The sequence below is a fragment of the Pedobacter sp. 10L46_2 genome (assembly GCF_056395165.1).
In genome coordinates, this window is record NZ_JBFTIZ010000002.1 from 55066 (window position 1) to 81205 (window position 26140).

Annotated in this window: 14 protein-coding genes and 1 tRNA gene; 12 read left to right on the forward strand and 3 right to left on the reverse strand. The window is 40.6% G+C overall.

Going from position 1 to position 26140, the window contains the following annotated elements; genetic code table 11:
• Position 1 precedes the first annotated feature (1 nt).
• From AC1DDX_RS00590 to AC1DDX_RS00600, 3 genes are read right to left on the reverse strand one after another with little or no spacing between them, the layout of a single operon-like run.
• On the reverse strand, positions 2-1099 hold the full coding sequence (locus AC1DDX_RS00590; protein ID WP_172659067.1) for a serine hydrolase domain-containing protein: 1098 nt from the start codon (positions 1097-1099) through the stop codon (positions 2-4).
• A complete protein-coding gene (locus AC1DDX_RS00595) occupies positions 1099-1839 on the reverse strand; it encodes a head GIN domain-containing protein (RefSeq protein WP_172659068.1) in 741 nt (246 codons plus the stop codon). Before AC1DDX_RS00595 ends, AC1DDX_RS00590 begins: the two co-directional genes overlap by 1 nt.
• Positions 1840-1883: 44 nt before the next feature.
• Positions 1884-2591, reverse strand: a complete 708-nt coding sequence (locus AC1DDX_RS00600) for a DUF2490 domain-containing protein (protein ID WP_172659069.1) — start codon at positions 2589-2591, stop codon at positions 1884-1886.
• Positions 2592-2809: 218 nt separating this feature from the next.
• Between AC1DDX_RS00600 and AC1DDX_RS00605 the strand changes: the two genes are divergently transcribed.
• From AC1DDX_RS00605 to AC1DDX_RS00660, 12 genes are all read left to right on the forward strand, one after another.
• A tRNA-Ala gene (locus tag AC1DDX_RS00605) sits at positions 2810-2883 on the forward strand.
• A 671-nt stretch (positions 2884-3554) separates the two neighbouring features.
• Positions 3555-5234, forward strand: a complete 1680-nt coding sequence (locus AC1DDX_RS00610; RefSeq protein ID WP_337717635.1) for a glycoside hydrolase family 43 protein — start codon at positions 3555-3557, stop codon at positions 5232-5234.
• Between the two features lie 151 nt (positions 5235-5385).
• On the forward strand, positions 5386-6489 hold the full coding sequence (locus AC1DDX_RS00615; RefSeq protein WP_172659103.1) for an endo-1,4-beta-xylanase: 1104 nt from the start codon (positions 5386-5388) through the stop codon (positions 6487-6489).
• Between the two features lie 344 nt (positions 6490-6833).
• The gene (locus AC1DDX_RS00620) at positions 6834-10910 is read left to right on the forward strand and encodes a hybrid sensor histidine kinase/response regulator transcription factor (RefSeq protein WP_448103326.1); all 4077 of its coding nucleotides are present in this window, start codon (positions 6834-6836) and stop codon (positions 10908-10910) included.
• Between the two features lie 188 nt (positions 10911-11098).
• Complete coding sequence (locus AC1DDX_RS00625) at positions 11099-11941, forward strand: sialate O-acetylesterase (protein WP_477621705.1); 843 nt, start codon at positions 11099-11101, stop codon at positions 11939-11941.
• A 19-nt stretch (positions 11942-11960) separates the two neighbouring features.
• On the forward strand, positions 11961-12839 hold the full coding sequence (locus AC1DDX_RS00630) for an alpha/beta hydrolase (RefSeq protein ID WP_337717641.1): 879 nt from the start codon (positions 11961-11963) through the stop codon (positions 12837-12839).
• Positions 12840-12871: 32 nt separating this feature from the next.
• Complete coding sequence (locus AC1DDX_RS00635) at positions 12872-14449, forward strand: glycoside hydrolase family 43 protein (RefSeq protein WP_288882461.1); 1578 nt, start codon at positions 12872-12874, stop codon at positions 14447-14449.
• 686 nt (positions 14450-15135) lie between these two features.
• Entirely contained in the window at positions 15136-18279 is a 3144-nt protein-coding gene (locus AC1DDX_RS00640) for a SusC/RagA family TonB-linked outer membrane protein (protein ID WP_337717644.1), read from the forward strand.
• An 11-nt stretch (positions 18280-18290) separates the two neighbouring features.
• Complete coding sequence (locus tag AC1DDX_RS00645) at positions 18291-20108, forward strand: RagB/SusD family nutrient uptake outer membrane protein (protein ID WP_288882464.1); 1818 nt, start codon at positions 18291-18293, stop codon at positions 20106-20108.
• Between the two features lie 34 nt (positions 20109-20142).
• Positions 20143-22944, forward strand: coding sequence for a SusC/RagA family TonB-linked outer membrane protein (locus AC1DDX_RS00650; RefSeq protein WP_477621706.1), 2802 nt, complete (start codon positions 20143-20145; stop codon positions 22942-22944).
• Between the two features lie 26 nt (positions 22945-22970).
• Positions 22971-24725 (forward strand): RagB/SusD family nutrient uptake outer membrane protein, encoded by a 1755-nt coding sequence (locus AC1DDX_RS00655; protein WP_337717649.1) that lies wholly within the window; start codon positions 22971-22973, stop codon positions 24723-24725.
• Positions 24726-24753: 28 nt separating this feature from the next.
• Positions 24754-25773, forward strand: coding sequence for a DUF5627 domain-containing protein (locus AC1DDX_RS00660; protein ID WP_337717651.1), 1020 nt, complete (start codon positions 24754-24756; stop codon positions 25771-25773).
• Positions 25774-26140 lie beyond the last annotated feature (367 nt).

A 26140-nucleotide genomic window follows, 5' to 3' on the forward strand; every position in this document is an offset into this window, starting at 1 on the left:
TTCATTTCACTTTTTCAACTGTTTTTATCAGTTTTTCCAGAAGCTTAAATATTCCATCTAAAGCATTCTCAGTTGAAGAGTTGGCCATAATGATATAAGCTACATTTTTATCCTTGTTAATCAAAGTATAACAGTAAAATGTACCCGCAGAACCCGCGTGTTCAGATGAATGCTTGTCGGGTTTATTTACATTAAGCCATCCTATAGCATAATCCTTTAATCCATAATGCAGGTAATTATAAGTCTCTGACTTTAAAAGATTATTCTTACCCCTTAATCCCGACAAGTTTAGCTGAACAAATTTAATATAATCGCTGATAGGCATACTGATGTCTCCAGCTGGTTCAATAAGATTTAAATTGTAATCTGTATGAGGAGATAGGGGAGTTAACTTGTTGTTCTCAATCCAATGCCCCCAAGGCTGATTTACATCAGTTCTGTTAGGCCATCCCAATTTATAGTTTAAATGAAGTTTTTTTGAAAGGACTTCATCTAGTAGCCGTTCCCATGTTTTTCCGCTAGCTTTTTCAAGCATGGCAGTGGCAACACTGTAGCCAGCATTAGAATAATTATAGGTTTCATTATTTTTTTCCAGCGCGTCATTATTGATCAGGTATTTTACAAACATTTTACGCTGCTCATCTTTGGTGCCGGTAAATTTGGGTAACGATTGAAACTCTGTCCCGCTGTTATAGGGTTTAATGAACGCTCTGTGCGATAATAAGTCGAGCAACGTGATTTCATAAAATGCAGGGTTAGCATCTTTTTTCCATTCCGGGAATAAAGTGAAAAACTTTGTGGCCCAGCTAATCTTTTTGTTTTCTACCAGATAACCCGCAATAAAACCTGTTATTGCTTTTGTATTTGACCCCAAATGAAAATAATCATCAGTGTTGGCTTTTGTTTCATTATTTTGAACATCAGATCTTCTAAAGCCCAATACGTTTTTCACTAGTACGCTGTCGGCCGTAAAAGCAGCGTAACTTAGCTCGGGTATTTCATTTTTAACCCTTATACTATCAGCAAAATGAGCTAAATCCTGCCCCCTTGACGGGGAAAATAGAAAAAGAAGAATAAAAACTGATAAGATTTGCTTCATTACAGTTCGCTTACTCCGCCAGATCCAATCACGGTTTTTTCTATTGTAGGATTTCCACTGTAATAAACATTACCAGAACCACTAATAAATGCTTTAATGGTGCCATCCGTTTTAATGCTAACAGTACCTGATCCACTAATCCTTGTTGATAGTCTATTGGTTACTAGGGTTTTCCCATTTAAATTTCCTGATCCACTGATGGTAATTTGTGCTGCATCTGTTTTACCGCTTATGTTTAGGTTGCCAGAACCGCTGATGACGCCCGTTAGCTTATCTACATCAATATTGGCTTTTATGCTGCCAGAACCACTTAACGTGGATGTAAATTCTCCACTGGTTAATGCGCCTGATACAATTATGCTTCCATTTCCGCTCATGGTTAAACTTGTGATGTCTTTTGCCGTTACATATGCAGTAATTGTTTTACCTTCATATTTTTTTGCCCAGCTTGTCCAGCTGTTCTTTGGGCGAATTACCAGGATGTTGCCCTTAACTTCACTTATTAATGTAGAAATTGCCTCTGCATCCCCCTCAAATTTTAAGCTTTCGGTACTGCCCATTTTAATCACCACATTAATAGGCCCACCTGCGGCAACACCGGTAAAGTTTTTTACATTTCTTTCGTCAAAAGAAGAGGCATCTATCTTAGCAAAAGGAGGGAAGACTGAATTATTATTTTTAGAAATTGCATTGGACCCAATGGTACAAAATAAGGCGGCAAATAGAAATGTCTTCTTCATCTTTATCTTTTTAAATTTTATATGTCTAATAAACGAATTAATGTCTAAAACCTTGTGTAAAGAGCTAGTTGAATTACGTTGTTCATTGTAGAGGAGTTTAGCCCCTTAGAAGTTTGATTAAGATAGCCAGCTTCAATATCCACCTTTTTACTTAATCTATATCCCGCTGCGGCGTAGGCACGATTTTGATCAAATACATGGCCGTTTAGTTCGTCTTTATTTTGAAGGTTTAGAAACACCTCATTTTGTAAGGCTACAAATGGTCCTTTTTCAAAATCCTGTTGACCTTTTTTTAGTGGCACAATAAATCTTAAAAAATACCTGAAGCGTTGTGAAAAAAGATCATCTGTTCCGTTTCTTTCTATAAAACGTTGCTCTGTTCTAAACCTGTGACTGGTAAGAATTTTGCTGATTTTATGTTTATAAATATATTGCTGCCATATCCTATGCTCAGTCAACTTGTTATCATTGGTGCCGATTAACTGGGTGTGAGTTTCATTTAACAAATAACCTAATGTCACTTCATTTTTATTATTAATATAGTAGGTTAAGCCGGGCCTGAACATGAAATTTCTTAGCTGGTCCCAGTTGTCAGCCGTTCTTAGTTGAACATCAAGATGGGCACCCCATTTATTATTTATTTTAGTAGTGTTCATTAAGAATAACCAACCGCTGTTTTGTTGTATGGTTTGGGCAATACCGGCGGTGCAAAATAGGCTTAATGCAGCGAGTAGAAATAAGGAAAGGCGCATAAAAATATTGTTCTATTTGTGTGTGTTGCTAAAATAGGAACAAAATTTAATATTTATAAAAGCTTATTCTATTAGAGGCTGTTCTTTTAGTTTTCAAAACTATATCCAGACTCTGCTTATCTGATTTTAATTCATCTATTTCGTTATTTAATTTGTAAGGTTTCTAAAATTAATTACTTTTGCCCCACTCTGGTAGTTTTCGAACTATTATTAGCCAAGGGGGATTAGCTCAGCTGGCTAGAGCGCTTGCCTGGCAGGCAAGAGGTCAGCGGTTCGACTCCGCTATTCTCCACCCTTAGAAAGCCTTTCAGTTAATTCTGAGAGGCTTTTTTAATTTAAAGCGAAACCCGTATCAGACCAACTGTAAAGTTATAGACGGATAAGACCTAATGACAAGCTATAGCAGGACGAACTATGTTAAGGATTTTTTATGTGAGTAAGTCCAACCATAAATCCAGTCAAGCTGTATCACCTACTTTTCTGGTACTTTTATTACTTTTTTTCTACTCAGGGCTGGCGCTCTGACTGAAAAGCCTGAAACGCGGTACTGTAGTCTTTATGTAGTTTGAACAAACCGGCAACTACAACCGTGTCTTCCAATGCTAACGATGCTCACTGCCCAATATGCTGAGAAATGCCATGTGCAGCATCTCCTAAAACCCTGCCTTTATACCAATGGGAAAGTCTGGGCACGTCATAAATAGGGAAGGCAATAATCTCGTGACTGAACTTTTTTTACAAAACAGATTTTTGAGGTTTATTACTTGTTGCAGTCCTTTGCTACAATCTTTTATGAAAAATGTCTAATTTGCTTGGAGTGGTGTCCCGTGATCAGGTGGGAGAAAAACATAAAGATTGAAGAAATGTCATAGCACAATGCAAACATTTATAGCCTTAAATTCAACAAATGAGGCCACGTTCTTTTTTTTATTGAGCTAGTTTTGGCTTATTAATTTATCATATATGCAAAAAAAATACATTATCCTCTCTTATTTAATCGTACTGATAACATTGTTTTCGGATGCCAGGGCACAAATGACTTTAGAAAATCCAATTCTTCCAGGATTTTATCCAGATCCGGCAATATGTAAAGTCGGAACGGATTATTATATGGTCACCTCGACTTTTGTTTATTTTCCAGGGATTCCGGTATTTCATAGTAAGGATCTTAAAAGCTGGAAGCAAATTACCAGCGCAATCGATCGGCCGTCACAAATGGATTTTATGGGTCAGCAGGTTTCCAGAGGTTTGTTTGCACCAGCAATAAATTATTATAAAGGGATCTTTTATATTACCTGTACCAATATTGATAAGGGAGGCAATTTTATAATCACAGCTAAAAACCCAGCGGGGCCCTGGAGTGACCCAATTTACCTTAAAGAGGTGAGGGGGATTGACCCTTCTTTATATTTTGAAGATGACAAGGTCTTTATCATATACAACAGCGATCCCCCTGAATATAAGTCATTGTACAGCGGGCACAGAACGGTGAAGATCTACGAACTGGATCTTGCTACTTTGAAACCCCTGGGAAGTGAAAGAATCTTGGTAAATGGTGGCGTTGACATCAGTAAAAAACCAGTTTGGATCGAAGCCCCCCACATCTACAAAAGAAACGGATACTATTATTTAATGGCTGCGGAAGGCGGAACCAGTGTGAACCATTCAGAGGTAATTTTCAGGAGTAAAGATGTCCGGGGTCCTTTCATACCCTATGAAAAGAATCCTATTTTGACTCAAAGGCATCTGGATCCTAAGCGGAAAAATCCTATATCATCAGTTGGTCATGCAGATTTGGTAGAAGGACCAGATGGGAATACCTACGCTGTTTTTTTAGGCGTGCGTCCCTATGAAGGAGACTTTTATAATACTGGCCGGGAAACGTTTATAGCCCCTGTAAAATGGATAGCCGATTGGCCAATTATAAATCCAGACCATGAAGAAGTGCAATATGAATATAAAGTGAACTGGAAAGAAGATAAGCAAAACAATCAATTGCCGGTTACCGGAAACTTTAACTTTAGAGTTCCATTTAAAGATACCCTTAATACCGAGTTTTTATTTTTACGAACACACAATCCCTCATGGTATAATTTTAAAGAAAATAAAAATGCACTTACGATTAAGCTGCTTCCTCAGACAATTTTAGAAAAAGGAAATCCTGCTTTTATTGGAAGAAGACAGCAACACTTGTCAAGTTCGGCCTCAACCGAAATGAATTTTTCCACTAAACTGGCCAATGAAAAAGCTGGAATAGTGATTTTTCAAAATGAAAACCACTTCTACTTTATGTGCAAATCCCACGATAATGGTAAAGATGTAATTCAATTGTTCAAAGGTAATCCCACCACTGATAAAATGGATTTGTTAAAGCAGGTTGCCCTACCGTCTTTTCAAAAGACTGCATATTTTAAAGTGAATTCCGAACGCGATGTTTACTCGTTTTGGTATGCTTTGAAAGAAAATGAATGGAAACCCTTAGCCGATAAAATTGACGGTAAGTATTTAAGTACGGCCGTTGCAAAGGGCTTTGTTGGTGTATTATATGGTATGTATGCTACAGCTGATGGGCAAATCACCGACAATAAGGCCATCTATAAGTGGTTTGACTATAGCGGGAATGACAGTACCTTTAAAAAGTAGCTAATTGATTAGGAACCTTAAATATGGATTTATAAAAACAACTATGGCTTTATTTAAGCATCCATCGACAGAAAATGATTAGCCGTTTTCTGGTAGACTACAAAAACTCGCAGAGAGACCTCAATAGCCATTGGCACCTATTTTAAATCACATGAAAATATATAAATTAAAGACAGAGACACTGGCATTGGTCCTCCTTATTCTGGGAGTCTCGATAAGTTGCGGGACATTTGGTCAAAAGCCTTTGACTATTAAAGGACTTAGGGATTACTACAAAGATTACTTTCCTATCGGTGTTGCTGTGAGCCGCAAAACTCTATCGGGCGATGAAGCGAAACTTCTTTTACAAGAATTTAACAGCATCACCCCAGAGAATGCGATGAAAATGGAAGCCATACATCCTCATGAGGATTTTTATTTCTGGCGTGATGCAGATTCCATAGTCAACTTTGCTCAAAATCACGGGCTAAAGATTCGCGGACATAATTTATGCTGGCATGAGCAAGTTGCCGATTGGATGTTTAAGGACAAAGAGGGTCATCTTGTTACAAAGGATGTGCTCCTTAAGCGCCTTAAAGAGCACATCACTACAGTGGTGAAAAGATATAAGGGAAAGATTTACGCATGGGATGTTGTCAATGAAGCAATAGGCGATGCTGATGACGAGTTTATCAGAAATTCCCTGTGGTATAAGATATGTGGTGAAGAATATATAACAAAGGCATTTGAATATGCTCATGCTGCTGATCCGGATGCTTTACTTTTTTACAATGACTACAATACAGAGCGACCGGTTAAACGCGATAAAATTTATCGGCTGCTCAAAAAGCTGATTGCGCAAAAAGTTCCTATTCATGGGGTAGGGTTGCAAGCCCACTGGTCAATTTTTGAGCCATCTGAAAAAGAATTGCGTGAGGCAATTGAATTGTATTCATCTTTAGGTTTACAAATCCATTTTACAGAACTCGACATGTCAATTTATCCATGGGAAAAACATAAAAGACAAAAAAGGGAGGGAGAAACTGAGTATTTGACCCCAGAGCTGGAACAAAAACAAGCTGATCAGTACGCCAAAATTTTCCGAATCTTTAGGGAATACAAGAAGCACATTACCAGTGTGACGTTCTGGAATGTTTCAGACCGGTACAGTTGGCTTGACTATTATCCGGTACAGGGTAGGAAGAACTATCCCTTATTATTTGATCAGAAACTTCAACGAAAAAAAGCCTACGCTGAAGTTATAAACTTTAAATGATTCAATTTCCAGCGCACTATTTTAAACTTTTGTAGCCAAAAAAAAGACATTTGTTGCCATTGGATGTCTATATTGTTGTTACTTTCGTTAACGAAACCAAATATACCACTTGTAACCATTTCCGCTGAAGGATAAATATCAATCGGAATTATAGCGCTTAACAGTTATTTAATTTGGAGCGGATCCAAATTTATGCTGTCTGGTATACTTATTTAAATAAATTTAGGTAACCAAAGACCATGTTGAACCAGGCTATTTTTAAGAAATTTTGTTTTTGTTTCTTCTTTTTGCTTTTGACATTCTCAGCAGGATATGCACAACGGCAAAAAGTGAACTTTACTGCATTGAAAACAAAAGATGGACTCTCATCCAATATGGTCAATGCAATTTTAAAAGACCGATACGGATTGATGTGGTTTGCGACCGAGGACGGATTGAATAAATTTGATGGGACCAACTTCATTGTTTACAAATATAAGTCTGATGATTCCTCTGGAATACAAGCAAATGATGTCCGGGCATTGCATGAAGACAAATCAGGAAACCTATGGATCGGAAGTTCCGGAGGTTCCCTGAGTTTATATGACAGGAAGAAAAATTCCTTTATCACTTTTCCAGCAAATACACCTGAAGGCCTGAGTCACGACAATGTACGTGCAATTTATAGCGATTATAAGGGGAAAGTATGGGTCGCTAGTTATGGTGGTTTAGATGTTCTTGATCCAAAGACTAAAAAAGTTACGAAGTTAGCGATCAACCCCCGCCTCCGGCAACCAGTTCCTTCTATCGTGCTCAACTGTCTTTATGAAGACAGTAAACACAGAATGTGGATCGGATCTGACAATGGACTTTATTTATACGAAAGACAAAGTAACTCATTTAAATATTTTAAAAACGACACTTCGGATTCTTCAAGTCTAAGTGACAACTATGTGTCGTCGATTACAGAAGATCCCACCGGAAATTTATGGTTTGCCACAAAAAATGGCCTCAGCCGTCTACAACCAGACGGAAAAGGATTTAAAAACTTCAGACATAACAGCAAGGATGTAAATACATTAAGCAATAATATTGTGATGAGTCTAGCGGCGAACAGTACTGGTCAGCTTTGGGTTGGGACGGATGATGGTTTAAGTATTCTCGATATCAAAACTGGGATTTTTAAAAGGTACAATGCAGATTCCAGGGATATATACAGCCTTACCGGGAGGTCAATAAATTGCATTTATATAGACAATCAAGGTATTTACTGGCTGGGACCATACCGGGGAGGGGTCAATAAATACGATACCAATCTTAATCTTTTTCAATTAAAACAAAGTAATATTTTCAATTTGAAGGGATTAAATGCTTCTATCGTTACTTCATTTGCTGAATATAACAATGACGAGATTTTTGTTGGAACAGATGGTGGGGGACTTAATTTGTTCAATCGAAAAACCGAACTATTTAGAAGGTTTAATTTTCCTTTGTTAAACGGGGCTACCCTAAGCAATATTTCGATCATGAACATGGAAATAACCAGGTCTAAGCAATTGTATCTCGCAACCTATGCAAGTGGCCTGGTGATCATGGATTTAAAAACCGGAAAATTTCAGCAGATTACCCATCATGATCGTCCGGATGCACTGAATTCAAATGATATATTTTGTGTTAAGGAAGATCAGAAAGGCAAAATCTGGGTGGGCACGAACGGCGGGGGGGTTAATGTGATAGGTGCCGACCACGAAGTGCTGGTGAAATATTGTAATAATCCGAGAGCCATAAATGAGCACGATTATCCCGGAAATAACTTTATCAGGTTTATTGAAGAAGATAACAGTGGCCAGATCTGGATTGGCTCTTATGGCTCTGGAATTGCCGTATATAATCCTGACAGCAACAAATTTGTTGTTCATAATAAGGCAAATAGTAAGCTTCCCAATGACCTTACTTTGTCTGTAATGAAAGATCGCCTGGGGAATATCTGGGTTGGAACTTTTAGCGGTGGCCTGAGCTTATTTGATCGTAGTAAGAATCAATTTATCACTTTCTCTGAAAAGGATGGATTGAACAATGCAACTGTTTATGCAATAGTGGAGGATAAGCAGGGACGAATATGGGTCAGCACAAATAAAGGAATTAGCAGCTTTGACCGTAAAACGAATAAATTCACCAACTACACCATTTACAATGGTGTACAGAACAATAATTTTGTATTGGGAGCAGGCTTCATTTCTTCTGACGGGGATATTTATTTTGGAGGTGCCGATGGCTTTAATTATTTTAACCCCCAGTATTTTAAGAAAAATAAAAACGTGCCGTCAGTCCTTTTTACGGATCTGAAAGTAGCCAATGCCTCAGTTGTAGCCTCAGCAGATGGTCCGATTAGGGAGCATATTTCAGTTGTAAAGGATATTTATCTGGATTATAAGCAAAATTTTACCCTTAGCTATGTAAGTTTAAACTACACCGCGCCTGAGCAGAACAGATATTTGTACCGCTTAGAGGGTTTTGACAATGAATGGGTCGATGGGGGGACTTCTAAATCTGCTTCTTATACTAATCTTGATCCGGGTGAATATGTCTTTCATGTAAAAGCCAGTAATAACGATGGGCTTTGGAACGCTGGCGAAACCGCAATAAAAATACATGTACTGCCACCATTCTGGCGCACCGTGTATGCATATGTTTTGTACTTCTGCTTGGCTGTAGGCACTCTTCTTTATATCAGGCACAGGGGAATTCAAAAGCTCAAACTGAAATTTGCGGTGATTCAGGAAAAAATGAAAGCAGAGCAGCTAATTGAACAGGAACGCAAGGAGGCCGAACGCTTACGCGAATTAGATAAACTGAAGATCAAATTTCTCACCAACTTGAGTCATGAGTTCCGTACCCCGCTGTCGCTAATTATCGGGCCTATTGACAAACTGTTGACGGAAAAGAGAGCTGCTGAAATTGCCGACCCTTTAAATATGATCAAACGAAATACCCGACGCTTGCTCAATCTGGTTAATCAAATTCTGGATTTCCGGAAAATGGAAGACCAGGAATTAAGGTTAAACCTTTCTGATGGAGATATGGTTTCCTTTATCAAAGAAGTTTTGGAACCCTTTAATGACCTTAGTGAACGGAAGCAGATTCAGCTTTTATTTAAGAGCCGCTTCAATTGTATTTATACCTCTTTTGATCAGGATAAAATAGAACGTGTATTATTCAATCTCCTGTCTAATGCATTTAAATTTACTCCGGTTGGTGGTACAATATCCGTGGAATTAGAAAAAAACGATCCGCTCATCGGCACTGAATCTTGTCTTATGATCAGGGTTTCCGATACGGGTATTGGCATCTCTGGGGAAAATAAAGAAAGAATATTTGAACGGTTTTTTCAAATCGATACCACAGCCTCCATTTTGAATCAGGGAAGTGGCATTGGCTTGTCCATTGCCAAGGAATTTATTAAAATGCATGGCGGGAATATAGTTGTTGAAAGTGAACCTGGGCTTGGAAGCAGTTTTATCATTAACCTTCCTTTTTCAACAACGATGGCTGACGATGAACTGGAGTTGGATTTTTCGGGCCCAACGCGATCCGAAAACGGGCAGGAAGCCACCGGCGCTAAGCAAGAAATCCAAGTCAGTATCGAAATCCCTTCAATTTTATTGGTAGAGGACAACGAGGATTTTAGATTTTATCTTAAAGACGGTTTAAAGCCCTTTTATAGGATCTATGAGGCCAGTAACGGACAGGAAGGGTGGCAACAGGCTTTGGCACATCATCCTCAGGTTATCGTAAGTGACATCAATATGCCTTACATGAATGGAATTGAGTTGTGCTATAAAGTTAAGTCAGATAAAAGAACCAATCACATCCCGATCATATTGCTGACAGCCTTAACTGGCGAAGAAGAACAGATCAGAGGGCTGAAAACAGGTGCTAATGACTACTTGACCAAGCCATTTAATTTTGAAATTCTTAATGCTAAAATTAAGAATCTCCTGGCACTGAATAAGACACTCAAAGAAACTTATACCAAGCAGATCAAGGTTCAGGCACCCGAATTGATCATAGAATCGCATAGCGACAGGTTATTGAATAAGGTTGCCTTGTACATTGAAGAAAATCTGAATAATCCTAAACTTTCTGTTGAAGACCTTAGCAAACATGTTGGTATGAGCAGGGGATCCTTATACCACAAAATTTTGGAATTAACCGGACAATCTCCGGTGGAATACATCAGGTCTGTTAAGCTGGACAAGGCCACTGTGTTACTCGAAAAAAGTGATTTGAATGTTTCCCAAATTGCCTATATGGTGGGTTTTGCTACACCAAACTATTTTGCAAAGTCTTTTAAAGCCAAATTTAATATGCAGCCCTCTGAATATATCCATTTAAAGCGAAAAGCGGATGTTGGCTTGGTTGGAGAAGTTAAATCCTTGTAAACCTTAATTGTTTGATCCCGGTTTATTAACGCAGCCCGTATTTCTACCATAAATTTTATTGCTATAACATTTCTGCTACAATAATGTCCAAAACTTCCCTGTAAAAGAGCCTGCATGATATAGTTTTATGGTACGCTTAACCATGTGTCTTTGCTCATATGCACTGGGTAGCTGGTCTCTTTTTGATTATGTTTCTGCTAAGTTTAAATAAAAGCTACGCACAAGATAAGGATTTTCATATTTATCTGTGTTTTGGTCAATCTAATATGGAGGGGAATGCCAAATTCGAAGCTCAGGATACAATAAGCATAAGTAATCGTTTCAAAGTATTGCAAGCAGTGGACTGCCTTGATCTTAACAGAAGGAAGGGAAACTGGTATACCGCAATGCCCCCTTTAAGCAGGTGCAATACGGGTTTAACGCCAGCTGATTATTTTGGAAAAACGATGGTTTCTAATCTTCCCAAGAATATAAAAGTGGGAGTGATTAATGTTGCAGTTGGTGGGTGCAAAATTGAATTATTTGATAAGGAAGGGTACAAATCTTATAGCGCTACTGCTCCAGGGTGGATGATCGGAATGATCAATCAATATGGAGGGAATCCCTATGGGCGTTTAGTTGAGTTGGCAGAAATTGCCCAAAAACAAGGGGTAATAAAGGGGATTCTGTTACATCAGGGCGAGTCTAATACGGGTGACACATTATGGGTAGAGAAAGTTAAAGCTGTTTATGATAATTTGCTGAGAGATTTGAACCTCAAAGAAAACTCAATACCATTACTCGTCGGAGAAATGGTGCATGCTGATCAGGGGGGTATTTGTGCGGGTATGAATACCACGATTGGAAAATTGCCTCAGACCATTTTAAATTCATATGTCATCTCGTCAAAAGGATGTACGGCTGCTGCGGATAAATTACATTTTAACGCCGCTGGATATAGAGAGTTGGGTAAACGCTACGCTACCAAAATGCTGTCATTACTAGATGACAGTTCAAAAAATAGTAATTTAAAAATAGTTCATAGGAAATAAACCGCTAAAAAAAACAATTATGATTAAATGGAATAGACACTTAAGTATAAGGCAGATGTTACTTGCCGGGATGTTGTTCTTGTTCAGCATGCCTGTTTCTTCACAACAAATTGTCGAGCCAGCTTCTCCTGGTTTTGACGTTGTAAATGTGGACATACCACATGGTAAAATAGACACGATCAGTTATTACTCTGAAACTGTAGGCACCATTAGAAAGGCGATAGCCTACACCCCTCCGGGTTATACAAAGAACAAGAAGTATCCTGTTTTGTATTTACTCCACGGGATTGGTGGAGATGAAAGGGAATGGTTAAATGGAGGGAAGCCACAGGTCATACTAGATAACCTTTATGCAGCAGGGAAATTAGTGCCTATGATTGTTGTAATGCCTAACGGTCGCGCCATGAAAGATGACCGTGCAATTGGAAACGTCATGTCCAAAGATAAGATTGATGCATTTTCAACTTTCGAAAAAGATCTATTAAACGATCTGATTCCCTTTGTGGAAAAGAAGTTCCGAACACATAAAGACCCTGAGCACCGTGCAATTGCGGGACTATCCATGGGCGGAGGGCAATCGTTAAATTTTGGGTTAGGGAATCTTCAAAAATTTGCATGGGTTGGTGGTTTTTCCTCAGCACCAAATACCAGAGTCCCTCAGGACCTGGTGCCTGATCCTGCCAAAGCAAAAGAAATGCTTAAACTGTTATTTATATCCTGCGGAGCAAGTGATAATCTAATCATTTACAGTAAGCGTACCCACGATTATCTTATCCAAAATCAAGTACCTCACATCTATTTTATTGAACCGGGCTTTCATGATTTTAAGGTTTGGAAAAATGGATTGTATATGTTTTCTCAAATGCTTTTTAAACCGGTAGATACCGCTTCTTTCTAGTATAAAATTACCAAACACATAACCCTGACAAGATGAGAAATATAATTGCCTTTGTGATCTTAACTACATTAAATTGTTTATTTCACTCGGTATTTGCTCAACAGCTAAAGGCACAAAATCCCATTATTTTTGCAGATGTACCCGATATGTCTATGGTGCGTGTAGGAGATTTATACTACATGAGTAGCACCACAATGCACATGAGCCCCGGCGTTCCGATTATGAAGTCCAGCGATTTGATAAACTGGAGTATTGTAAATTATGTCTATGATACACTCGCGGACGTAGATGAACTCAACCTAAAAAACGGTAAGCAGGCTTACGGTCAGGGAACCTGGGCAAGCAGTATGCGTTATCATAATGGGGTTTTCTACGTAAGTACATTTGCCCAGACTACCGGAAAAACGTATATCTATAGTACAAAGGATGTAGAAAAAGGTCCCTGGAAAGTAAAGGCTTTTAAGCCAGGATTTCATGATCATTCCCTGTTTTTTGATGACGACGGCAAAGTTTATATGGTTTATGGCGGAGGAAAGATCAGGTTAGTTGAAATGAAGCCTGATTTATCAGGTCCTGATCCTGCTGTTCCTGAACGTATTATTATAGAAAATGCCAGTCTTCCTTCTGGGGAAAAGATTGGATTGCCGGCTGAAGGATCGCAATTGTTTAAGGTTAAGGGTAAATACTATCTGTTTAACATTACTTGGCCAAGAGGTGGTATGCGAACGGTAGTGATCCATAGAGCAGATAAGATAACCGGTCCTTATGAGGGGAAAATTGGCCTGCAGGATTTGGGTGTGGCTCAGGGTGGGCTTATTGATATGCCAAATGGCGATTGGTATGCTTACCTTTTTCGTGATTTCGGTGCGGTGGGCCGTATTCCTTATTTAGTTCCTGTTAAGTGGCAAAATGAATGGCCAATCCTGGGCATAGACGGAAAAGTTCCGGACACCCTGGATTTACCAGCGGATAAGGGTTTGATTCCGGGTATTGTCGCCTCTGATGAATTTAACCGAAAACCCAGTGAAGCTGATTTGCCCCTTGTCTGGCAATGGAACCATAACCCTGACGCGCGGCTTTGGTCGCTGAGAAAGAGAAAAGGCCATTTGAGATTGACCAATGGACGATTGGATCATGATTTTTTGTCAGCCAGAAATACATTAACGCAACGCACAACTGGCCCTTTTTCCACAGCAGTGACCTTGCTTGATGTATCTAAGCTGAAGGATGGTGATTTTGCTGGGTTGGGTTTGTTGCAAAAAAAGTACGGACTGATTGGTGTGAGGGTAGAAGGAGGTGATAAATATATTGTGATCATAGATGCTGGAACCGGCGAGCCTATCGAAAATGAACGGATTCCGCTCAAGCAAAACACCATCTATTTTAGCGTACATTGTGATTTTAGCCAAAGGAGAGACCTTGCCAGCTTTAGGTATAGCCTTGATGGAAAGCATTGGAAGAAAATCGGAAGCTCATTAAAAATGGCTTATACCATCCCGCACTTTATGGGATACCGGTTTGCGCTGTTTAATTATGCCGAAAAACAGACAGGTGGGTATGCCGACTTTGATTACTTTCATATTTCAGATCAACCAGCTCCGGCAAACTAATCTGGTAATCAATTCTTTTACTTTCCCAGACCTTTAGATGTCCGCCTAATCGAGGAGGGATGAATTTTAATGTGGTAAATATGTATTATGAGATTTATTCTTTCTAAATATTTACGCCGGATTATGGTTGATATCGCTGTTTTTGGTCGTTTAGACCGTGTTTTTGTCGTTTTGAACATCCTGCATATAAATTTAAACAATTGTACCAGCCTAAAAAATGATGCGCGCTTAATTTAGGTTAACTAAATATAAATCCATCCGCGCGTTCCAAAGAGCCGCGGGATTAAACCAACAAACCCATGAACAGGCATCTTTATTTTTCTTTAATTCTTTTCGATTGACGAAGGTTCTGAACCAGTGCCGCTGAACCTGATCGCTTATCATGAGATTTTCGTGGTAGGTGTGTTGCAGGAAATACAGCAGCGGTTTAGGTCTATTGAATCTTGTTGAGGAGCGGCGATGTCAATGAGTAAAAGTACATTGACTAACCAAGCCAATCCAGATGAAACCACCAACGCAGTTGACTGGAGTGGACATGCTATACCCAGACCAACCGCTTTAATTTTTTAAAGTAACCAATAAACAAACCAAATGTATGATGGAAAAAAAAATCTACTACTAAGACTCCATATGGCGTATGGAAGACGTAATTATCAAAATTAAATCCTCTTAAATGATTTTAAATAATGGAAAAATACACAAAAGTGTGTAATCATGGCTGTCTTATCAAATTTTTCAGACAAGCACTATTACAAAAAGTTTGCTTTTCAATATTTGTTTTTTTTCTGCTGACCAATGCCGTCAACGCACAACAAAGACGAATAATCAAAGGCACTGTTGTCGACTTACAAAAAACACCGCTTATTGGTGTAACAATTACGGTCAAAGGTACAAATACAAGAGCATTAACAAATTCGGATGGGCATTTTACGATCGAGCTGGGCGACGGAATGACAACCCTTATGGTGGCTTATGTTGGTATGGAGACTCAAGAGGTCAACGTTACAGGTAAGAATAATGTGACGATTTTATTAAGAGACGATAACAAGGCATTAAATGAGGTTATCGTTGTGGGCTATGGAAAACAGAAAAAAGAGAGTGTAGTTGGGGCAATTACACAGGTAAAAGGAGAAGTATTGGAGCGGGCAGGTGGGGTTTCGAGCCTTGGCGCAGCATTGACTGGGAACTTGCCTGGTGTCATTACAGTGGCAACGCAAGGAACGCCAGGTGCTGAAGATCCAAAGATTTTCATCCGCGGTCAGAGTACTTGGAATAACAGTGACCCACTGGTTTTAGTGGATGGAATTGAGCGGTCTATGAACAGCGTCGATGTGGGTTCTGTGGAAAGTATTTCAGTTTTGAAAGATGCATCTGCGACAGCGGTATTTGGGGTAAAGGGCGCAAATGGGGTAATCCTGATTACTACCAAACGCGGAAAAGAAGGCAGGGCAGATATCCGTTTTACTGGCAATGCCACAATGAAAATACCTTCTTTGCTGGCCAGCAAATATGATTCATATGATGCCATAAAGATCCGGAACCTGGCCATTGAGCATGAATTAGGTCTTTCCGCGTCTTCATGGAGTAAGTATGTACCCTCTGCTGAGTTAGCGAAATATCGTAACCCCAGCAACCAGGCAGAAGCAGAGCGCTACCCGAATGTGGATTGGGGAGAGGAACTGATCAAGAATTCTGTGATGTCTTACAATGGAAGTGCAAATGTGTCCGGCGGTACGGCTTTCGTGAAATATTTTACAGCGATAGATTTTTTGAAAGAAGGCGATATCATTAAAAAACTAGACAATGGAAAATCATATGAACCCGGATATGGATTTAACCGCATCAATGTCCGTAGTAACCTGGATTTTAATTTAACTAAGACTACTGTCCTGACCACGAATCTCGCAGGCTCCTATGGGGTGAAACAAGACGCCTGGGGACAAGACAGCTGGGAATACCGGATTTGGCAAAGTATATACAGCAATGCGCCAAATATTTATTATCCTAAGTATACCAACGGGGGCTGGGGATACTATCCGCAGGAACAGGTGTCTACGGTAAACTCACTGGCAACCATGGCAAATAATGGTGTCCGTAAAACCACCACTACACGGATTAATACGGACTTTACCTTAAAGCAGGATTTAGGTATGGTCTTAACAGGTCTGTCAGCGAAAGGGACTTTCTCTTTTGATAATTCATTTATATCCCAAGGAGGTATTTATGACAATGGTACCATTCAACAACAATACATTAACCCGGTCACAGGCGAAGTCACCCTAAGCCAATACTTAGGGACAAATCAATTCGATTGGATACCCTCTCGTTGGAGCGTTAATACCGACGCAGTTCAGAATGCTTCAACATTTCGTAAAGTATTCTACCAGGCAGTTGTGGATTATGACAGGACGTTCGGTAGCCACGCGGTCACTGCAATGGGGTTGTTTAGCAGGGACAAATATGCTGGTGGCAGTGAATTTGAACACTTTCGTGAAGACTGGGTGAGCAGGGTTACCTATAATTACGGGCTCAAGTATTTTGCCGAATTCAACGGCGCGTACAACGGTTCTGAGAAATTTGGCCCCAATTACCGATTTGCCTTCTTTCCCTCGGCAGCAGTGGGGTGGATGGTCAGCAAGGAAAATTTCATGAAAAACCTGACCTTCATTAATACCTTAAAACTTCGTGTTTCCCGTGGTCAGGTGGGTAATGACAACATTGCAAATCGTTGGCTCTATGCCACAACATGGACCTATGGAGGTAATACACCTTTGGGGTCATCGAGTGATCAATACAGCCCCTATACCTGGTGGCGCGAAGCACAAACGAGCGTTGGTAATCCGGATATTCATTGGGAGAAGGTAACAAAGACCAATTATGGGATCGAATATTCCTTATTTGATGATTTTTTATCCGGGAGTGTGGATGTCTTTAGCGACTATCGTACCGGTATTCTATTGGATGGTACAAGCCGTTCTGTACCTTCTTATTTTGGCGTCCGACCACCTACGGCTAATTTGGGCATTGTACGAAATAAAGGTTATGAGATCGAGGTACGCGCTAATAAAGTATTGAACAATGGGATACGTTTGTGGGGTAATTTTAGTATGACGCATGCTAAAGACAAGATTATTGAAGCGGATGATCCACAATTGAAGGATGATTATTTAAAAAGAGCAGATAAACAAATTGGCCAGACCTATTCCTATTTAAGTAATGGATATGCCAATACATGGGACCAGATTTATGGTACTGTCCAGCTCAATACCAACAACAACCAGAAACTGGTGGGCGACCTTAAGATGGTTGACTATAATGGGGACGGCATCATTGATAATGAGGATATTGTCCCTTACGGATATCCTCAGCGGCCTCAGAACAGTTATAATGCAACCTTAGGGTTTGAATGGAAGGGGTTTAGCACTTTCGTTCAGTTCTATGGCGTGAGCAATGCGAATCGTTCCCTGCAATTGGTAAGTTTCTCCGGACAGGATCATTACGACAATGTGTATAAACAAGGTTCCTACTGGAGTCCGGAGAATTTAAATGCCGATGTGACCATGCCCAGGTATGCTTCTCAAATGCCATATTATGGAACTACCTATTTGTATGATGGATCCTATGTCAGACTGAAAACTGCGGAAGTCGCTTACACCTTCAAATCTTCCCAGCTAAAAAGGATCGGCCTCAGTGCCTTGCGGGTTTATGTGAATGGCAATAACCTATGGTTATGGACTAAAATGCCTGATGATCGCGAAGTTGACAATGGGGCATCTACGGCTTACCCCACTGTTAGACGTATAAATTTTGGTTGTAACATAACTTTTTAACTACTGTAAATATGAAAAAGTACACAAATCTATTTTTTAAGTTTTTTGTCTTTCTTGCGATAGTAGGACTAGTTTCTTGTAAAAAATATCTGGATAAAGCACCTGATGCTGATATTTCGCCAACAGATGCTTTTATTAATTTTAATAATTTTCAGGGCTTCACTGAGGAGCTTTACAGCTGTGTGCCGGAGTTTACCAGTAAGACCTGGGCTGCCAACTGGATTCTGGGGGACGAAATCGTACATAAGACTGGCGTAACCTGGTTAAATGAACAGTTTGATAATGGAGATTCCTGGTCCTGGACAACTGCCGAATGGATTTCCTGGCTGGATGCAGGTAGTTACAACTCCGATCAGGGCAGTGGATTTGGAAAAGGCTTATGGCCAAACGCCTGGTACGGTATACATAAGGCCAATTTAGGACTGGCCAATCTCGATAAGCTCAACGGGACACAGGAAGAGAAGGACCTGATCAAAGGACAGTTGTTGTTTTTTCGTGGTTGGTTCCATTTTGAACTGATGACTTACTGGGGTGGGCTTCCCTATGTTAATGAAGTGTTGTCTGCCAGCTCAAAATTGGAATTGCCCCGCTTGAATTATCAGGAAACGGCTGAGCTTGCTGCAAAGGATTTTAAGGAAGCAGCTGAATTATTGCCAGTGAACTGGGATAAAACAGATGCGGGTAAGATTACCTTAGGGAAAAATCAGCTGCGGGTTACTAAAATAACTGCATTGGGTTATTTAGGCAAAAATTACTTATATGCAGGCAGCCCATTGATGAACAAAGCATCGACAGGTGCGGCATCGTTCAATGCTGACTATTGCAAGAAGGCAGCTGAGGCATTTGCAGAGCTGCTAAAAATGGTCGACAATCAGGAGACCTGGGTTAAGCTGGTCGATTTTTCTAAATACAGTACACTTTTCTATTCCAACGGTGGGAGTTTTATCCCCGGATTTCCTGAAGCGATCTTCCAAAACCCGGTTTATAGTGCCTGGTTTGCCGGATGTCCCTGGGGTCCGAGTTCTGTGTTTGTTGAGGGGAATATTGGCGGAGGATATTCATCGCCCAATGCCCGTTTTGTGGAAAATTATGGGATGGCCAACGGGCTTCCGATCGATGATCCTGAATCTGGTTTCAATCCTGCAGATCCATGGACCAACAGGGATCCGCGTTTCTACAATGATATCGTAATCGATGGCGATCAGATTATTAAGGGATCTGCTCCGGCAGATAAAGAAAAATACCGGTACGCCAACCTATCGAACACCGGACACAGCCGCAACAGTTCCTCAACCAGCCGGACGGGTTATTTACTGCGTAAATTGACCCCTATGACCGCAAATAGTGTAGATAATTTCCCTAACAATTATATGCACTTGTCATACATGCGCCTGGCCGATGTGTACCTTATGTATGCAGAAGCAGTTTTGCAGGGGTATGGCTCTGGCAAGAGCAATGGGCCAAATTACATCACTGCCGAGGAAGCCTTCAATAAAATAAGAAGGCGCAGCAATGCGGGAGATGTTGCCCAGAAATATGTTTCAGACAACTCGAAATTCATGAGTGAAATCATTCGGGAACGTGCAATGGAGCTTGGTTTTGAAGAGGAAATCCGTTACAATGATTTGCGCCGCTGGCTCCTTGCCGGAGAACTTAAATACAGAGAAAAGACTTCTATTGATTTTGATCGCGGTCCCAACGGGAAGCCAATTAATATAAAGGAGACGATACTGCTAACACGCAAGTTTGAAGATAAAAATTATTGGTTACCACTGAAAATAAACGATGTAACGCTTTACCCCTCATTCGGTCAGAATCCGGGTTATTAAAAGCATAGTTTTTAAAGCTTAAAAAGGAAAAATAATGAAATACATAAAAATAGTATTGGTTTCATGTGGGATGTGCTTTGGGGTTATATTCGGAGCTGTAGGTCAAACTATAGAGAGAGTACCAGACACCTCCGTCATCGATTCTTTAGTTCATGTAGCTTACGGAACCGTAAGTTTTAAAGATTTAGCCGGCGCGATTTCCGTATTGAACCCATCCTCTTACCTGGAAAAGCATTATGGGACTTATCCATTGGAGGGTACAGAGGCATTTATAGGTGGCAGTAATCTTTGGAATTTAGGAGCGGCCCTGGTATTAATAGACGGGGTGCCTCGTTCCCTGAACGATATCACGACCAACGAAATTGAGCAAATCTCTTTTCTAAAGGGAGCTAACGCCGTGGTCCTATATGGGAGTCGTGCAGCTAATGGCGTAATATTAATAACCAGTAAGCGCGGTAAGGCAAGACATCGTCAATCTAGCATACGTGTGAATGGCGGCATCAACGTGCCGAAATCCTATCCTGAATATTTAGGGTCGGCTGAATACATGACTTATTACAATCAGGCGTCTAAAAATGATGGTCTGGCACCCATGTATGACGATGCTACAATAAAAAATTATGCTGCTTCAGGTGCTAATCTGTACCGCTATCCTGATGTGGATTATTACTCCTCAGATTATCTGCGAAAAGTGTACAATACCTATTCCGGTAACGGGGAGTTTTCTGGGGGTAATGATCGGGCACGTTTTTATGCGCTCGCTGGTTTCCAAAGTCAAAATTCATTACTCAATTTTGGAGAAGGCAAGAATGAGCAAAATTCACGTTTTAACATACGTGGCAATATAGACCTGAAGTTGAACAATGCCATTAGCACCTATATAAATGTGTCTACGGTGTTTGCGAACAATAGAACTGCATTAGGAGATTATTGGGGACAGGCTGCTGTTGTTCAGCCTCAGCGTTTTGCTCCGTTGATCCCGATCAGCTTAATTGAAGGAAATGCTCAGGCTGCTCAAAACCTGGTAGCCGGCAGCCGCAACATTATAGATGGTAAATATCTGCTGGGCGGTACCCAGCAATACCTGACCAATCCAATAGCTGATGCTTACGCTGCAGGTTATAACATTTTTACAAGCCGGCAGTTTCAATACACCAGTGGGATAGATGTTGACCTCAAAAGTGTATTGAAAGGACTATCTTTTCATGGCCAGGTAAGTATTGATTATTCGAATACCTATAATCAATCCGTCAACAACACCTATGCCGTGTATGTTCCAACCTGGAGCAATATTGCCGATTCGATAACTCAACTGACCTTGTTTAACAAAGACAGTAAAACCGGAACGCAGAACTTAACCAATACATTGAGTGATCAGCTGATCGATTTCAATTTTCATGTGGATTATAAAAACACATTTAAAGAGAAGCATAACCTATCTGCTATTTTAGTTGCATCCGGTCTTCAGCGCYGTATGACAGGTGATTATCAATACCGGACAAACAGTAATCTTGGGATACAATTTTCTTATAACTATGATCATAAATACTATGCCGACTTCAGCGGAGCTGTTGTCAATTCGACCAAGTTAGCCACCAATAAACGTGTAGCTTTTTCCCCTACAGTGAACTTAGGATGGCTGTTAAGCGAAGAAGGTTTTCTGAAAAACTCAGAGGTGGTTGACCGGTTAAAGTTGACTGCATCTGCAGGTATCATCCATACTGATCTGGACTTCGATATTAGAAATTACTACTTATATAACGCTGTTTATTCTTCAACGGCTTTTTTCTCCTGGGCGGATGGAACCTATGTCAATCAGGCAACCACAATTTCACGTGGTGAGAATTTAAACCTGTCCTATGCCAGGAGAAAAGAGGTCAATCTGGGGATCGAAGGCATTTTATTCAACAACAAACTGGATTTCAGCGCGAGCATGTTTTTAATTAAAAAAGACGGAATCCCTGTACAGAGTTACTCGTTGTTTCCGAGCTACTTTTTAACGTCCTTTCCGGCGACCTCTTTTGTGCCCTATACAAATTTTGCTGCGAATAGCTATAAAGGAGCAGACATCCACCTCAATATTCATGAAAAATTAGGAGATCTTAAACTGACCCTGGGCATAGCGGGTACTTACGTAACGACAAAAGCCCTCAAGCGGGATGAGTTATACGCAGATCTGTACAGAAACAGGGCTGGTAAACCAACAGATGCCATATTTGGTTTAGTAAGTGAAGGTCTGTTTGCCAACCAGAACGATATTGCTGGCCATGCCTCACAAAAGTTTGGCGTAACCAGGCCCGGAGACATTAAATATAAAGATCAGAACCAGGACGACGTAATTGATGACAGAGACGAGGTGATGATTGGCAGGTGGAGCAATCCTTTCACAGGTGGCTTGAATGTTACTGCCCAATTTAAAGATTTTACACTTTTTGTTTTGGCAACAGGGTCTTTTGGTGGAACTGCAATTAAAAATAACAGCTACTATTGGGTTTCAGGTGCCACGAAGTATTCTGCAGTTGTTCGGGACAGTTGGACAGAGGAGACAAAAAACACAGCAACCTACCCACGGTTGTCGACCCTTGGGAGTGATAATAACTTTCGTACTTCTGATTTCTGGTCTTACAGCACTGACCGGATTAATCTTTCCAAAGTTCAGTTAAGCTATCGCTTCCCAGGAAGAGTACTTAGAAATTCTTTCGTAAAAGGGTTAAACATCTATGCCAGTGGCAGCAATTTGCTAACGATTGCCAAAGACAGAGCGGTAATGGAATTGAACATCGGTTCAACTCCACAAACACGCTTCTACAACCTTGGGATTAAAGCTGATTTTTAAAGTTGATTATCAAAAATTAAATTTATATGAAAAGGAAATTGGTTTTTATATTGATATCGGTTATATTTTTTTCAGGGTGTAAGAAAATTTTGTCCCCTGCCGATGAAAATATCCGTGATCTTAGCGAGATATACAATGACGCTGCTTTTGCAGAGGGTCTGCTGCTTAATGGTTATGTCAGGCTACCCGGAGGAAATTATGCTTTCACTGAGGTAGCAACCGATGATGCGGTCTCTAATGATCCCAGCAATACCTATCGGCTAATGGCTACGGGAAAATGGTCTTCATTAAGTAATCCGATGGAACAATGGACCTCGTCATTTGCCGCTATTCAATACCTCAATTTAATATTGTCGGAAACAGACAAGGTGACCTGGGCTACTACCGGCCAGTATACCAAAGAAATGTTTAATGACCGGACAAAAGGAGAGGCATATGGACTGCGGGCCTTATTTATGTACAATCTGTTACAGGCCCATACCGGCTGGGTGGGGGGGAGTTTATTAGGTGTGCCCATTCTTACCGCCCCGCAAGACAGTAAGTCTGATTTTAGGGTGCCCCGTAATACTTTTGAAGAATGCATACAACAGATTTATAAGGATCTTGACCTGGCGGAGCAATACTTGCCGCTTGATTTTGAGAACATTACCTCAGCCAGCCAGGTTCCTGCAAAATATGCGGGTAAAACTACCATTGCCGACTACAATCGTGTATTTGGTGCATACAACCGTCAGCGTATGACCGCGCGAATCGTAAAAGGTATTCGCACAAAAGCTTCCCTTCTGGCAGCCAGTCCGGCATTTAAAGGAGGCACAACAGTTACCTGGACAAAAGCTGCTGATGACGCCGCCGCTGTTCTCGACTTGAATGGCGGGTTATCGGGTATTGCAGGAAATGGTCATGTCTGGTATGCGGGCAGCAATGCAAGCGAAATAAACGGACTCTCTGCGGGCTTGAATCCCAGAGAGATGCTATGGCGGAGAAATGTGAGTGATGCAAACAGTCTGGAGAAGGACAATTATCCTCCAACCCTATATGGAAATGGTCGTGTCAATCCAACACAAAATCTGGTTGATGCTTTCCCCATGGCCAATGGGTACCCGATAAATGATCCGAATAGCGGTTACAATCCTGGTAATCCCAATGCGGGTCGCGATCCCCGACTGGGCTTGTATGTAGTGGTAAACGGTAGTAAGGAAGGATCTAAAGGCAGCATTATTTATACGAAAAAAGGGAGCACCGATGATGGTTTGAATGCCATTCCCACATCAACGCGTACTGGTTATTATATGCGGAAATTGCTCCGTGAAGATGTGAGTGTCGATCCGGCAAATTCAAATACGCAAAAGCATTATGTGCCATACATCCGATATACTGAGCTGTATTTAGCTTATGCCGAAGCGGCTAATGAAGCCTGGGGTCCTGATGGTAAAGGCTCACATAATTATTCCGCCAGGGAGGTTATAGAGGCCATTCGTAGCAGAGCAGGAATTACGCAACCTGACAATTTCCTCGCCTCTATATCGAGCACCGAGGATATGAGAAAACTCATCCATAATGAAAGACGCCTGGAACTTTGTTTTGAAGGATTCCGTTTTTGGGATTTGAGACGATGGAAGGAATCCCTGACCGAACCTGCAAAAGGTGTAACCATTAATCCTGATGGCAGCTCTGTGGTTAGCCCCGTTGAAACCAGACTGTACAATGATTACATGCTTTTTGGCCCATTACCTGATAGTGAAGTGCAGAAATGGGGTCTGATTCAAAATGCCGGTTGGTAATATTTAATGATAGCTAAATTATAAATCAATGAAAAAAATTATTTTTGTATTACTTATAGGATATTCACTATTGACTTCATGTCGAAACGGTGACGTAGAATTCCCGGATTATAAATTTACCACGGTTTATTTTGCAAATCAATACCCGGTAAGAACGATTGTACTGGGGACCAGTTATGTATCTGATAATACGCTCGATAACGCACATCAATGTATTATATATGCCACAATGGGTGGGGTGTACAGCAACAAGCAGGATCGCACCCTGGATGTAATCGTTGACAATTCACTTTGTAATAATCTGACACTGGAAAGTGCAACCGGTGATCAGGTGTTGCCTATGCCATCGAATTACTATTCGCTGCCTTCAGATATGACCGTTACGATTCCTTCGGGATCAATGATGGGAGAAATAAAGATACAGTTAACGGATGCTTTTTTTGCAGACCCGCTGGCTGCTAAAACAACCTACGTCATCCCCTTAAAAATTACGAAAGTCGCGAATGCAGATTCTATTTTAAGTGGGGTAGCTGCTAGTGGGTCTGGCCGAAACCGCCTGATCGGGACAGACTGGTCGACCCCACCGAAAGATTACATCCTGTTTGCAGTTAAATATAAAAACCCCTGGGATGCAATTTATTTGCGTAGAGGGATTGAAAAATCACCGGACACAACAGTAGTATATCATCAAAAATATGTTGAATATGATCAAATCGTATCAAGTGTCGCTACCAAATCGATGGATGAAGTTTTAATCTCTTTGAGAGGTAAGGCCAAAGGCAATCTGGATCTTCCTTTTCAGCTGGTGCTTAAATTTGATAACAATGGTAATAGTACCCTAACAAATCCGGCAGCAGTAAATTATACCGTTACCGGAAAGGGTAAGTATGTTAAAAACGGCGATATGTGGGGAGATAAAAAAAGGGACGTGCTTTATCTCGACTATCAGGTGAAATTAGGCGCATCTACCCATGTGTTTGCAGATACCTTGGTCATGCGAGACAGGGCTGAAAGCTTTCAGCTTTTTACGCCTTATTATAACAAATAGACACTATCTAAAATCTTGCCGGATTGTGTAACCCTGAGTCACCGATCCGGCATTTTCATTACCTGATAACTCATAACCCTATTTATGAGTTCAATGCTGTCAGTATCCGACGCACTAAGATCATCAAATTAAATAATTTCCTTTCCAATTCAGGTTTGGTAGAACTGGTCGAGAAGTTTTCTGTGGACACTTATTTATGCTCCAATATAGAATTGAATTCAAACCGGAAGTCTCTCTCTCTTTGCTGTTCATATAGACCGCGTAAAAACTTAAGTGATCTCTCTAATCACACCTGGAAGGTACTAATCATAAAAATGTGCTCCAATTGTAGTGCTTTATCGATTTATTGTCAAAATCGGCAGATCTA